We start from the raw sequence: 12,974 nt of genomic DNA, 5'->3' as shown, positions 1-12,974 counted from the left end.
TGGTGCTACGTGCGCGCGACGGACGCAGCAGGATCCTTCGCGGTGAGCAGCTGACGGATACCGTAGCCGGTGACGAGGGCGGTGACGAGCGCCATCAGCAGGCCGCCGAGCGCCCCGATCGCCGCGACGAGCCACCACGGCTGACCGGGTTGCCACAGCGGGGTACACACCAGGAGGAACACGGTGAGGCCGGCCAGCCACGCGGCGGCGGTCCACGCGATCCAGCGGCCCGCGCGGGGGACGTGCCGACGCAGCTCGAGCCACTGGGCGAACCCGATCGACGCCAGCAGCGCCACGCCGAAGACGACTCCGAGCGCGACCGGGAGCGCCTCCGGCCACGCGGACCACGTCTCGTAGAACGCCGAGGGCGACATCCCCAGGAAGTAGGCGCACGCCGCGGCGACGCCCGTGCCCAGCACCCAGCGCCGCACCGACATCGCCGGCAGCCGGTGCCGCAGCACCCGCGCCTGCGACCATCCCAGCACCGAGCCCTCGACGACGCCGGCGGCCATCAACGCCGGCAACGCGGCGGCGCTGTCGAACAGCACCGCGCCGACGACGGCGGGAACGAGGAAGCCGGCGAACTCCCCCACCGTCGCCGACACCGTCCAGTCCCGCAGCAGGCTCATCGGCCCAGCCCCAGCCGGACCGCCAGTTCCGGTCCGCCGACCTGCCGGACGAAGTCCGGGTCCCCGCACACCACCAGCTGGTCGCGGGCCCGGGACAACCCGACGTACAGCCGCTCTCGCGAACGCTCCTGCGGCTGCGTCTCGTTCACCGCGAGCACCACCGCGCGGCGCTCGAGACCCTTGAAGCCGAGGACATGTCCGTAGAAGACCTGTTCGGTGTCCCAGAAACTGTCCCAGTACGCCGCGTTGCCCTCGGCCTGCCGCGCCACCTGCTCCGGGTGCCGGCTGCCGGTGGCGAGCAGCGCGACGTCGCCGGGCCGCCAGCCCTCGTCGAGCAGGGCGTCGATCCGGTCGTCGGCCACGGCGAGCGCCTCGTCGCCGCGGCACGCGACGAACTGCACATCGGGTCCCTCCCCGCCGAGCAGCCGCATGCGCTGGCCGACGAGCGGACCGAAGGTCCCCGCGATCTGCCGGGTGTTGCGCAGGTTGTGGTCGAGCACCAGCGGGACCAGCGGCACCGGGGGCCGGCCCTCCCGGTCGAACACCCGCTGCGCCTCGTCGGTGAACACGTAGATGCCGCTGGTCTCCTCGTCGCGCAGGGCGGCCGTGATCGGATCCCACCAGGCGTCGGCGAAGTCCTGCGCCTCGTCGACGACGACCGCGTCGAAACGCTGCCCCTCCGGCAGGGACCGGGCCAGTTCCGTCATCTGAGCGGGCAGGTCGTGTTCCCAGAAGCGCACGGTGTCGGCGGTGCGCAGCGCCTCGTCGGGGCCTTCGGCCGCACCCCACAGCCGGCCGAGGGCGTGGAACTCGCCGACGTAGGCGGGCCGCTTCTTCCGGTTCCACGTCGCGGTGATCCGCTGCAGGTACGACGCGAGGCCGTGCGAATAGCAGATCAGCGCGACCCGCTGCTGCTGCTCGGCGAGGCGCCGGGCCTGCTCGAGCGCGAGGAACGTCTTCCCGGTGCCGGCGCCGCCGCGCACCTCGACACGGCGGAGCAGGCGCGTCGCGTCGAGGATGACGGCCTGCTGCTCGGTGAGCCGGTCCGCGGCATCCTCGTTGGCGACGGCGCGCGAGACCACGTCGCGCTGCGGCAGGCCACGGCCCGCGAGCACCTCGGCGAACCGGTCGACGCCGTCGGCGGTGAGGGCCGGCCGGTCGAGTTCCTGTTTGTCGAGCACCGCGCGCAGCCGTTCGGCGATGCTGCCGAGGTCGTTGCGGTCGATCACCTTCCAGCGAGGGCACTCGGGCAGGGCGAAGTCGGCGCGGACCTCGGTGTGGGGCAGGACGACGAAGTGGTCCCAGCGCAGCCGGCCCTGCGTCCAGCGAGGATCGGCCTCGACGTAGCGGCGCAGCGCGTAGCAGGACTGCAGCACCTGCCGGACCGGATCGATCTCGCGGTCCTTGCCCTGCCGGGCCTGCACCCACTGGAAGCCGTCGTGCCACACCTGACCGCCCTTGACCTCGAGGCACACGACGCCGTGGCCCTCGAGCGCGACGACGAAGTCGATCTCGTGGTCCTTGAGGTGGTCGGTGACGCGCAGGCCCGCGGCGATGAGGTCCCCGTCGCCGAGCTGCCGGACGAGGGCCTCCCAGACGAGGCGTTCGGCGTCGTTCGCCAGCAGCGGACGCTCGGGTCTGCGGATCGGCATGCGCTCAGCTTGGCACGCGCACCCACGCCTGCTCGAGCAATGCGGTCACTTCGGCCTCGTGCCGGGCCCGGTAGGCACTGAGCACCCGGCGCGGGCGGGTCTCGTCGCCCAGACCGACGGCGGCCGCGAAGGCCGGCGCGACGCCGTCCTCCGGCACGATCTCCGGGGCCGAATGGCCGATGAGGGCCAGTGCCTTGCGCAGCGGCTCGGCGTTGTCGGCGACGGTGCGCAGCGGCAGCACGTCGAACCGTCCGCCGGGGTGGAACTCGAGGAACATCTCGTTGCCCTCGTCGACTCCGAGATCCTCGAGGAACCGTCGCACGCTGCCGAGATGCGGGGACGCACCCGTCCAGCGCACGACCTGGGTGCCCAGCCGGGACGACAGGGCGACCTCGCGTCCCGGGACGCAGCCGACGACGCCCGCGACCGCGGACGGCACCGGGAAATCGGCGCCGCGCAAGTGGTCCCGCGTGGCGGTGACCCGCAGCCGCCACACGTCCCCGAGACGGTAGAGACGACGGGTGCGGTGCGGGGGCTTGATGCTCACGTGGGTGCGCCGGCGTCGGCGCACCCGGCCGTCGACGATCTCGAAGTCACCACTGCCGGCGAAGATCCGGGCGCTGGTCGGCGACACCCCGAAGCGTTCGACCAGCCGGTCGACGACGCGGCCGAGGTCCGCGGCTCCGCCGTCGGCGTCGACGATCCGGGCGATGCGGCCGCGCACCGCGTTCTCCTCGTCGGTCTCCCATTCGGTGAGCGCCCACCGGTCGTCCTCGGCGAGCGAGAACCGCTCGTCGGCGCCCATCGCGTCGATCACGGCGGCGGGACCGGCGGGGGTGCCCATGCGGTCGACGAGTTCCGCGGCCGTGAGCGGATCCCCGATCACCTCGAGCACGGCGGCGGCGTGATCGGCGAACGCGGACCGCCGCGTCAGGGCGCGGCCCTCGAACATCGGGACTCCGCACCGGCGCAGCCACGCGGCGAATTCCGCGGCGGGCAGGTTCCACACGACGGCGACGGCTGCGGGTTCGACGACCCCGTTCGGGGATTCGAACTCGGCGAGCAGTGCATGGGTCCGGCGCTCGGCTTCGGCGAGACCCGGGACCGCGACCCACCCGTCGACCACCTCGAAGCGATCGTCGAGGCGCGCGAGAGCCCGCCACAGCGGCACCTCGAGCCCCGGGACGGGCTGAGCCAGCTCCGGTCGCGACGCCAGGATCCGCTCGAGGGTGGCGACGGGACGGACGTCGACGCGCAGCGCCGCGAGCAGATCGCCGACGGCGGTGCCGAACGCGAAGGTCGACGGAGCGTCCGGGTCCGGCGGTTCGTCGCCGAGCACCCGGCGGCGGATCGCGTCGCGCTCGGGTGCGGCCAGCCCGGCCACGTACGCGGCGAGCTCGTCGAGGGCACGCGGCGGCGCGGGCAGGGGCAGGTCCCGTGCGGTCAGGGCGGCGATGCGCGCGGCGACCTGCTGGATCTCCTCGGGAGCGCCGTCCTCGAGTTCGACCCGCACCAGCGGCCGGTCCGGGTCGGCGCGCAGCCCGCGCCACCGCGCGAGTGCGACGAGGTCGTCGAGCAGCAGGGACAGCGCGGGCGGAAGGGTGGGGGCGTCGGTGGCCACCCGCAGCGACGCCGGATCCCGCAGGATGGCGAGGACGAGGACGGCCTGCACGATCTGGTGCACGGTCTCCGGGCCCGCGCCGCGCACGGAGAACAGGGCGGCGGGCGTGTAGCCGAGCAGACCGGCGGTGGTCGCCGCGCGAGGCAGCCGCGCGACGGTCGCGGCGGCCCGGGTGCCGAGACCGAGTGCGGCGACGGGGACGTCGACGGTGTCGGCGATGCCCGCGGAGAACACCAGGTCGGGATGCTCGGTGACGTAGATTCGGGCCAGTTCCCCGCAGATCGCCACGACGTCGGCGGACGCGGCGGTCTCCGCCGGGGACCGGCGTTCCCACCAGCGCTCGTCGGGCGCGAGGGCGGCCAGTTGCGCGTTGCGGGCCGAGCCGTACCGGTCGAGCCACGGCATCAGGTCGACCCAGACGTACTCGCTGAGCATCCCGGGAGACAGTGCAGTCGACCACAGCGACACGACCCGGTGCTCCTCTTCGATGCGCGACTGGCGACCGCGGTCTCGTGCGGGACGCCCGCCGGGGACTCTACCGGCCGGGGCTCCGGCCGTCGTACGACGACCGGATCAGCCGAGTTCGTCGGCGCGCCGGACCAGCAGGTCCCGCAGGCGCGCCGTGTCCCGCTCACCGAACCCGATCTCGGCGAGACGGTCCAGGCCCCCGGCGATCCCCCGCCGGATCCCGTCGAGCATCCGGGTGACGGCACGCTCGGGTACCCCCAGCCGGCCACCGGACTCGACGAGGTGGCGGCGGGTGAGCTTGTTCGCCTTGCCGTACAGGTCGAGGGCCATCGGGTCGCGCCACCCGAGGTAGGGCTGGGTGCACAGCAGGTCGTAGGCCGGGGTGACGGCCCACAGCCCGGATTCGGTGAGGCGGATCGAGAAGTTCTTCCCGTGCAGGTCGCCGTTGCCGACGGCATAGGAGTAGGCCACCAGGCGCAGCAGCTCGAGGGTGGCTACGCGGGCCGATCCACCGCCGCGCTCGCACGCCCCGGCCAGCGCCTCGACGACCCGTTCGGTCTTCAGCCGGTACTTGGCGGCCGGGTAGACGCCGAGGACCTGGCAGGCGTCCTCCTGGGCGGTGCGGTGGAGGGTGTGGCCGGGGCCGACCCACCGGTCGAAGCGTGCGACGAGCAGTCCCGCATTGCCCCGGCGGTCGTAGACGAGCTGGTGTCCGGCGACGGCCAGACCGCAGGCGGACGCGAGACCCATGAAGAAGTGCTCGTTCTCGACCAGCCGCGGGTAGCCGCGCGGCGGGGCGAGTTTGAGGATGGCGGGACCCTGCACCGTCGCGACGGGAGCGGAGTACATCCGGGCCGACACCTTCGCCTGCACCCCTGGCAGAGAGGTGGGATCGAGAGCGACGGACTCGTGGCCGGAGATCCGGTCGAACAGCTCGTGCAGGTCCTCGCTTCGGACGGCCTCCGGGTCGAGCAGAAGCGTCGACGTCGGAGGCCGGGCGCCGGCGGGGAACACCCGCACGTCGCCGATGGTGTCCGCGCCCACGGCCATGAGGATGGTGAGGTGGTCGTCCTCGGAGGTCTTGGTGGCGGCGACGGCGCCGCGGAGCCGGATGCCCTCCGGCAGCAGACCCGCGAAGAACGGCGGGACGCTGCCGCCGCCGGCGCGGAGCTCCTCCCCCGTCTTGGGCACCGTCCACGCGAGCGCGGGCGCGGCCGGATCGTCGAGGTAGTCCGGCTCGTATCGGAACACGACGTCGTGACCGTCCCGGGTGAGGTGGCCGGCCAGACGGTCGCCCTTGTACACGTCGGCGCTGTCGACGGCGACGAGGCGTTCGACCACCGGGCTCACCCGGTCCGGTCGCCGCGCGGGGTGAGCTCCAGGTCGCAGCCCAGTGCGTCGGCGATCGCCACGACGAGGTCGAGTTGCACGGTGGCGCGGCCGGACTCGAGCGACTGCACGCTCGAGCGCGATACCCCCGCGAGGTCGGCGAGCTCGGACTGGGTGAGGCCGAGCCGGTGCCGACGGTCCACGAAGTGGTCGCCGAGACCGCCGCGTTCCGTGCGGGCGCGACGGCGGGGCGTGGCCACAGCGGCTCCTCTCTGTGCTTGCGACGGCAGGCATTGATCCGAGTGTGCCCGCACTGCGCCCGGTTGTCCAGGGTTATGCCTGTGATGACAAGCTCAAGGACGCAGAGGTTCGCCTTTCGCGACGCATTCACGGCTTCGGCCTGCCCTCGCAAGCCCAAGAGTCAGGGCGTGGCGTGATCCGGTTCGACCTCGAGCTGAGCGGCAGGCCGCAGCCGCAGCAGCACCAGACCCGCGACGGACGCCACGATCAGCGACCCGACGGCGCCGTGCACATGCAGCGCATTGACGGCGATCCCGGCACCGACCAGACCCACCAGCAGCGCACACCACAGAACGACTTTCGCGACCACCATGACCCAAGCACCTTCCCGAGACCCCCTGCCCGAGAGGAAGGATAGTGCGCCACGTCACACGAGCACGGGAAGGTCGCGGCGTGTCCACCACCGGGAACGCCTCGCCCGCGCTGCGGCGCAGCACAGGGCACACCGCTGCGGCGCAGCACAGGGCACACCGCTGCGGCGCAGCACAGGGCACACCGCTGCGGCGCAGCACAGGGCACACCGCTGCGGCGCAGCACAGGGCACACCGCTGCGGCGCAGCACAGGGCACACCGCTGCGGCGCAGCACAGGGCACACCGCTGCGGCGCAGCACAGGGCACACTGTTGCCCATGAACTCGGAGGAGATCCTGCGCCCTCTCGAAGGCATCCGCGTCCTCGAACTCGGCAACTACATCGCCGCACCCACCGCGGGCCGGCTGCTCGCCGACTTCGGCGCGGAGGTCATCAAGGTCGAACGGCCCCGCACCGGCGACGAACTGCGCAACTGGCGCCTGTACGCCGGGGACACGTCGATGCTGTACCGCACGGTGAACCGCAACAAGAAGTCCATCGTGGTGGACCTGCGCACCGAGGCGGGCCGGGCCGTGATCCTGGATCTGGTGCGTCACTGCGACGTGCTGCTCGAGAACTTCCGGCCCGGCACCCTGGAGAAGTGGGGAATGGGGCCCGAGGTGCTCGCGCAGATCAAGCCGGACCTGGTGGTCACCCGGATCTCCGCGTTCGGCCAGACCGGCCCCCTCGCGGAGCGTCCCGGATTCGCGGCCGTCGCCGAGGCCGTGGGCGGGTTCCGGGAACTCGTCGGAGATCCGGACCGGCCGCCGGTGCGGGTCGGGGTGTCGATCGGCGACTCCATCGCCGGGCTGTACGCGGCCTTCGGCTCGGTCACGGCGCTGCTGCAGCGCCAGCTGATCGGGTCGCTGCCGCCGGCGAACCGGGTCGTCGACGTCGCACTGAACGAGTCGATGCTCTCGATGATGGAGTCGCTGATTCCCGACTACCTCGCCTACGGCGTCCGGCGGGAACGGGTGGGCGGCCGCATGGAGGGCATCGCCCCCTCCAACGCCTATCCCTGCTCGGACGGCACCTCCGTGATCATCGCCGGGAACGCGGACGCCATCTTCCAGCGCTACATGCGCACCATCGAGCGACCCGATCTCGCCGACGATCCCGATCTCGCCACCAACGCCGGCCGCTGGGCCCGCCGGGAGGAACTCGACGCCGCGATCGCCGACTGGACCCGGCGACGGCCGCGCGGGGAGGTGCTCGAGATCCTCGACGCCGCGGGCGTGCCGTGCGGGCCGATCTACACGGCGGCCGACATCGTCGACGACGAGCAGTACCGGGCCCGGAACATGATCCAGCACTTCGCCGTCGACGTCGGCGAGGACGAGCCGAAGCAGGTCGGGTTCCCCGGCATCGTGCCCGTGCTCGGCGGGCGGTCACTGCCCATCCGCAACGTCGGACCGGATCTGGGTGAACACACCCGCGAGGTGCTCGGGGGCCTGCTCGGCCGGACCGAAGCCGAGATCGACGAACTACTGGAGGTCGTGTCGTGAGCGGTGGTGTGGCAAGCGGTGACGTCGTAGGTGCCGCGGCACCGCAGCTGCGCGACGTGACCCTGCGCGACGGGCTGCAACTGACCGGCAAGGTGCTGCCCACGGAGCGGAAGGCGCAGATCGTCCGTGCGCTGCTGGCCGCGGGCGTGCCGCAACTCGAGATCGGCTCGATGGCCCGGCCCGACCTGGTCCCACCGATGGCCGGCACGGTCGAGCTGATCGGGATGCTCACCCCCGAAGAGCTCGACCGCTGCTACATCTGGGTGGCCACGCCGCGGCACGTGGAGAAGGCGGCTGCCGCCGGCGCCCGACACTTCCAGTACTGCCTGTCGGTGTCGGATGCCCACAACCGCGCCAACATCGGCCGGGACACCGACGCGAGCCTCGCCGCGATGCCCGCCGCGGTGGAACATGCCCGCACCGCGGGCGGCACCATCCAGCTCTGCCTCGCCACCGCGTTCACCTGCCCGTTCGACGGGCCCGTCGACCCCGGCCGGGTGCTCGAGATCGCGTGCGACCCGCGCGCCGACGGCGCCGCCGACATCGTCCTCGCCGATACCCTCGGCCAGGCCGTGCCGGCGCAGGTCGCGGCGCTGGTCGCCCGGGTACGCGAGCAGTCCCCCGCCCGCCGCATCGTCTTCCACGGCCACGACACGTGGGGGCTGGGCGTCGCCAACAGCCTCGCTGCGATCGGCGCGGGCGCCGCAGTGGTGGACGGGTCGCTCGGCGGACTCGGTGGCTGCCCCTTCGCGCCCGGCGCGAGTGGCAACACCGCGAGCGAGGACCTGCTCTTCGCCACCCGGCCCGCGTGGCTGACGCCGCCGGTGTTCGCCGACCTGGTCCGGCTGGGCGAGTCCGTCGTCGCCGAGCTGGGCGAGCCGAACCGCTCCCGCGCCGCGCAGGGCGCCCGATCCGAGGCCGCGGCGTTCGAATGGGTGGTGCAGCGGTGAGGGTGCTGATCGCCCCGGACAGTTTCAAGGGCACGTACCGCGCCGCCGAGGTGGCCGACGCCGTGGCGGACGGCGCGGAATCGGCTGGGCTCGAGACGATCCGGATGCCGGTCGCCGACGGCGGCGACGGCACCCTCGAGGTGCTCACCGGTCCGCTCGGTCTCGAGCTGATCGAGATCGACTCCGTCAATCCGTGGCGCGCCCCGTGTTCGGGTTCGTTCGGGCTCGGCGAGGACGGCACCGCGGTCGTCGAGCTCGCCACCTTCAGCGGAATCACCACCCCGCACAAGGGTTTCCGCGATCCGATGACGGCGGACACCTACGGCACCGGCCTGGCGATGGCCGAGGCCGTGCGGCGCGGCGCCACGCATGTCGTCGTCGCGGCGGGAGGATCGGCCACGACCGACGGCGGACTCGGGGCGATCGCCGCCGTCGTGGACGCCGGCGGCCTGGGCACCGCCACCGTCACGGTGCTGACGGACGTGACCACCCGCTACACCGACGCCGCTCGGGTGTTCGGCCCGCAGAAGGGCGCGGACGAGACGACCGTGGAACGGCTCACCCGCCGCCTCGAGGACGCGGCCGTGACATTGCCGCGTGATCCCCGGGAGGTCGACGGGACCGGCGCGGCCGGGGGCTTCGCCGGCGGCATGTGGGCGCAGTTCGGCGCGGACCTGCGCTCGGGGGCCGACTTCGTGCTCGACGCGCTCGGGTTCGACGCCGCACTCGCCGGAGCCGACCTCGTCGTCGTCGGCGAAGGACGCCTCGACGGGCAGTCCCGCTCGGGAAAGATCGTCTCGGCGATCCTCGCCCGGGTCCACGCGGCGCCGGTCGTGGCGGTGGTGGGATCGGTGGGCGACGATCTCGGCGACTACCGGGACCGGTTCGCGGAGATCATGGTCGCCACCGATCGCGACGCCCTGCGCGCGGCCGGCGCCCGGCTCGCACGCCTCGGCTGACCCGGTCGCGGCCGGGAAGGACCGTCATTCGCACGGCGGTGCGGTGACGGACGGCGGCGTCGGGTCGGGGTGGGGGCCGGGATCGGGGTCGGACGCCCGCATCGACCAGCCCGCGGGCCGGACCTGCGGAGTGTCGCGCTCCGGGCACGGAACCGCGGCCGGCGCGCCGGTGTCCGGCGTGGGGCCGGCCGAGGGGACGGGCACGGACCGGGCGGCGTCGGCCGGGCGCGGCGGCTCGGACGGGCCGGCCCCACCGATGGCGACGGCCAGCCCGCCGCCGAGCAGGACGGCCAGCGCGACGACGACCGCCACCAGCAGCGCGACCCGCCGGGACGACGACGGCGACGGCGCCGCCGGTAACGGTTCGGTGCGTGCGGCCACGAGCGCGGCTCCGGTGGCCCGGTGCCACGGCCCGCCGTGCGGGGTCACGAACGGCACGTCGAGAGCCGCCGCCAGTGCACGGGCGACGGCGACGTCGCCGGGGCGCAGGTCCGGGAACACCAGGGCCTCCGGACCGACACCGGCGAGCGCCACGGCCTCGTCGGCGGCCCCCGGGAGGGCGGGCGCGATCTGACCGAAGTCGTCCTCCGCCACGGCAACCGACGCGAGCACCGCTCCCGAGCGGATGTCGGCGACCGACACACGGCCGGTGGCATCGTCGCGGCCGATCAGGACCACCGTCCGCACACCGTCGAGCTCCGGGGCCGCTGCGAGGAAGGCCAGCCGGGCCTCGTCGGTCCCCACAATCCGCACCTCGGTCGCCCCGGAGTCCGGCATGGAGTCCGGCACGGTAGTCCCGGCCGCCACCAGTCCGGCCCGGGTGAAGCGCACCTCCGCCCGCGCGGCGCGCTCGGTCATCGCCGTGAACGCGTGGCCCACCGCCTCCGCCTCGGTGCGGTCCCCCACGGGCCAGCGTTGCGTGTCGAACGGGCCGAGGGCCGGGACGTCGGCATCCACGAGCACCGCACAGACCTCACCGGCATCGACCGCGACGCCGAGCACCGCACGCATCACTGCCCTTTCGCCGACGGGACGAGGCCCGAGCGTAACGCACGGCGAGGCAAGGACACGGCGAGCGGGAACAGACACGCCGCGGTCGAGCACTCGTGCACTCGGCGCCGGCGGACCCCGGACTACGGCGGCTCGGGGTAGCAGCCCACCGTCAGCCCCACGGTCGCGGCGACATAACTGCCGAACGAGATGACGGAACCGTCGGCCGCGAACATCCGGATCTCGAGCCCGGTGCCGACCGGTATGGACCGGGAGCCGTGGAAACCGCTGCCCGCCAGCGATTCCTCGAACACCCGTGCCGCCCGCTCCAGTTGCCCGGCCGGCACGGGCCGATCGGAGAGCTGGGTGGGGAGGAACACCGTGGTGCCCGCCGAGCCGTCGGGCAGTTCACAGTAACCCGTCGTCCCCCGACTCGACTGCCGGAACTGCATCTCCGGGAACTCGCGGGAGAGGGCGGCGGTCGCGTCGTGCCGGATCCGGGTGTAGTACTCGACGGCACCGGCGCGGTCCGCGGCCACCGGCTCGGGCACGGCGACGGGGAACGGTGCGCCCGCGCACCCGGCGACCGCCAGCGTCAGCATCGGCACGCCGAGCCGCTTCATCGCACCACTCGATCCGTGAGCCCGCCGGCGACCGCGGCGACGTTGTACAGGCTCATCGTGCCGTCGTTCAGGTACTCGCTGTGCCCGGTCGAGCCGAGACGCGGCCGGCCGGCCGCGTCCGGCCCGGCGTCGCTCGACAGCTGGGTCACCCCGTCGAGGAAACTCGGATCGCCGTCGAACGTGCCGAGGTCCCCGACCGGATCACGATCGGCCTCGACGAGGTAGGCCGCGCCCGGCGGTACCCCGAGTTCGGCGACGTCGTCGGTGCCGATTCCCGGGGCGCCGAGGAACACCGCGGCGTCCACGCCGCCGCCCTGCTGCAGCGCCAGTCCGGTGGCGAGCGCGCCGTAGGAGTGACCGACGGCGGTCACGTGCGGATCCCGCTCGGCGTGCAGGCCGTCGAGAAAACCGGCGAGCCGCGGGGCGGCACGGACCGCGGCGAGGTCGGAGACAGGACTCGACTCGGTGCGGGCGAGGCCCCAGCCCCATTGCGGCACCTGATAGTTCAGCCAGGTCACGGCGGCGACCGATTCGGCGCCCCGGCCCGCTGCCTGCAGCTGGCGCTCGGCCTCGTCCTTCAGCGCCGCCATCCGGCTGTCGTATCCGGCGAGATTGCCCTGCACCGTGGACCCGGCGCCCGGAGTGAAGACGGTGACGTGGTCGGCGGTGTCGACATCCCCGACCGCCACGGCGGCCATCGCTTCGCGGCCCGAGAGATCGAGATTCAGCAGCTGTCGTGCCGGGCGGACCAGCGTCACTTCGAGGGCGTCGAGCGCGGCGATCTTGTTGCGGGTCTGGGCGAGCCCGGCGTCGGCGTTGCTCGCCAGTCCGCCGAGCGGAGCGGCGTCGAGCTGGGCCTGCAGGCGGGCGGCGACCGCCTCGAGCCGGCGCCGTTCGGCCGCCAGCTGCGCGCGGTTGGCCCGGTCCCGCACCGCGGCGGGCACCCCGTCGAGGTTGCCGATCAGCTCGGGCGCCGAGGTGACGATCCACGTGCGCTCGCCGTCGTCGAGCCCGGCCCACCATGCCGCCACCTCCGCCGCAGCCATCCCGGCCGGCGGCACCGCCGCCGTGGGTGCGGGCGCAGCGCGCACACCCCCGAAACCGAGCGGACGCGCAGCCGGGTCGTACACCGTCCGACCGAGATCGGCCGCGGCCCACCGATCCAGCGCCTCGGCCCGGTCGAGGACCGCACGAATGCGGGCCTGGGCCTCGGAGCGGTGCAGGTCGGCGCCCGAGGCCGGGCCGGCGGTGACGGTTCCGTCGTCCCGCACGGTCAGCGCCCGCTCCCGGGCCCAGCGGGTCGCGTCGTCGAGTTCCGCGCGCAGCGCCCGCAGCCGCGGCGCGCACCGGGTCGCGCAGCGGCTCACCCCCCGATACGCGTCGGACCGTCGCGCGATCTGCTCGGCGACGTCACCGATCCGCCGCTCGGCGGCGGCATGCGCGACGCCCGACCACCGACCGCCGAACCGCCCGATGATCTGCGCGCCGATCCGCTCGAGTTCCTCCGCGTGCCGGTCCAGCACCGTGCCGAGACCGTCCAGCGCATCCGGGTCCCACCGCTGCAACTGCCGAAGATCCATCGACCCACCCCCTGGCG

General features: G+C 73.7%; 12 protein-coding genes. 3 read left to right on the top strand and 9 right to left on the bottom strand.

Going from position 1 to position 12,974, the window contains the following annotated elements; genetic code table 11:
* Window positions 1–5 precede the first annotated feature (5 nt).
* The 6 genes from ACM26Y_RS08150 to ACM26Y_RS08125 all read right to left on the bottom strand — a co-directional run bounded on the left by ACM26Y_RS08150 (window position 6) and on the right by ACM26Y_RS08125 (window position 6,312).
* Window positions 6–629 (bottom strand): hypothetical protein, encoded by a 624-nt coding sequence (locus tag ACM26Y_RS08150; RefSeq protein WP_416063133.1) that lies wholly within the window; start codon window positions 627–629, stop codon window positions 6–8.
* Complete coding sequence (locus ACM26Y_RS08145; protein ID WP_416063132.1) at window positions 626–2,281, bottom strand: NERD domain-containing protein; 1,656 nt, start codon at window positions 2,279–2,281, stop codon at window positions 626–628. Before ACM26Y_RS08145 ends, ACM26Y_RS08150 begins: the two co-directional genes overlap by 4 nt.
* Window positions 2,282–2,285: 4 nt before the next feature.
* The gene (locus tag ACM26Y_RS08140) at window positions 2,286–4,337 is read right to left on the bottom strand and encodes a hypothetical protein (protein WP_416063131.1); all 2,052 of its coding nucleotides are present in this window, start codon (window positions 4,335–4,337) and stop codon (window positions 2,286–2,288) included.
* A 138-nt stretch (window positions 4,338–4,475) separates the two neighbouring features.
* Window positions 4,476–5,711, bottom strand: coding sequence for a type II toxin-antitoxin system HipA family toxin (locus ACM26Y_RS08135; RefSeq protein WP_416063130.1), 1,236 nt, complete (start codon window positions 5,709–5,711; stop codon window positions 4,476–4,478).
* Window positions 5,712–5,716: 5 nt separating this feature from the next.
* Window positions 5,717–5,959, bottom strand: coding sequence for a helix-turn-helix transcriptional regulator (locus tag ACM26Y_RS08130; RefSeq protein WP_416063129.1), 243 nt, complete (start codon window positions 5,957–5,959; stop codon window positions 5,717–5,719).
* Between the two features lie 161 nt (window positions 5,960–6,120).
* The gene (locus ACM26Y_RS08125) at window positions 6,121–6,312 is read right to left on the bottom strand and encodes a hypothetical protein (RefSeq protein WP_003936179.1); all 192 of its coding nucleotides are present in this window, start codon (window positions 6,310–6,312) and stop codon (window positions 6,121–6,123) included.
* Window positions 6,313–6,628: 316 nt separating this feature from the next.
* Here ACM26Y_RS08125 and ACM26Y_RS08120 point away from each other — a divergent pair, with 316 nt between their 5' ends.
* From ACM26Y_RS08120 to ACM26Y_RS08110, 3 genes are read left to right on the top strand one after another with little or no spacing between them, the layout of a single operon-like run.
* Window positions 6,629–7,855 (top strand): CaiB/BaiF CoA transferase family protein, encoded by a 1,227-nt coding sequence (locus ACM26Y_RS08120; RefSeq protein ID WP_003936178.1) that lies wholly within the window; start codon window positions 6,629–6,631, stop codon window positions 7,853–7,855.
* Window positions 7,852–8,805, top strand: a complete 954-nt coding sequence (locus ACM26Y_RS08115; protein WP_416063128.1) for a hydroxymethylglutaryl-CoA lyase — start codon at window positions 7,852–7,854, stop codon at window positions 8,803–8,805. Before ACM26Y_RS08120 ends, ACM26Y_RS08115 begins: the two co-directional genes overlap by 4 nt.
* Window positions 8,787–9,764, top strand: coding sequence for a glycerate kinase (locus ACM26Y_RS08110; RefSeq protein ID WP_416063127.1), 978 nt, complete (start codon window positions 8,787–8,789; stop codon window positions 9,762–9,764). Before ACM26Y_RS08115 ends, ACM26Y_RS08110 begins: the two co-directional genes overlap by 19 nt.
* A gap of 24 nt (window positions 9,765–9,788) precedes the next feature.
* Here ACM26Y_RS08110 and ACM26Y_RS08105 read toward each other — a convergent pair whose 3' ends face one another.
* The 3 genes from ACM26Y_RS08105 to ACM26Y_RS08095 form a co-directional block, all read right to left on the bottom strand.
* A complete protein-coding gene (locus tag ACM26Y_RS08105) occupies window positions 9,789–10,775 on the bottom strand; it encodes a hypothetical protein (protein ID WP_416063126.1) in 987 nt (328 codons plus the stop codon).
* A 122-nt stretch (window positions 10,776–10,897) separates the two neighbouring features.
* Entirely contained in the window at window positions 10,898–11,377 is a 480-nt protein-coding gene (locus ACM26Y_RS08100) for a hypothetical protein (RefSeq protein WP_416063125.1), read from the bottom strand.
* On the bottom strand, window positions 11,374–12,957 hold the full coding sequence (locus ACM26Y_RS08095; RefSeq protein ID WP_416063124.1) for an alpha/beta hydrolase: 1,584 nt from the start codon (window positions 12,955–12,957) through the stop codon (window positions 11,374–11,376). The genes ACM26Y_RS08100 and ACM26Y_RS08095 overlap by 4 nt, the downstream gene beginning before the upstream one ends.
* Window positions 12,958–12,974: the final 17 nt, after the last annotated feature.

Source organism: Rhodococcus indonesiensis, from assembly GCF_047782815.1.
GTDB classification, from domain to species: domain Bacteria; phylum Actinomycetota; class Actinomycetes; order Mycobacteriales; family Mycobacteriaceae; genus Rhodococcus; species Rhodococcus indonesiensis.
Note: the sequence above shows the minus strand (reverse complement) of the source record. Positions and strands in the feature narration are given on the sequence as shown.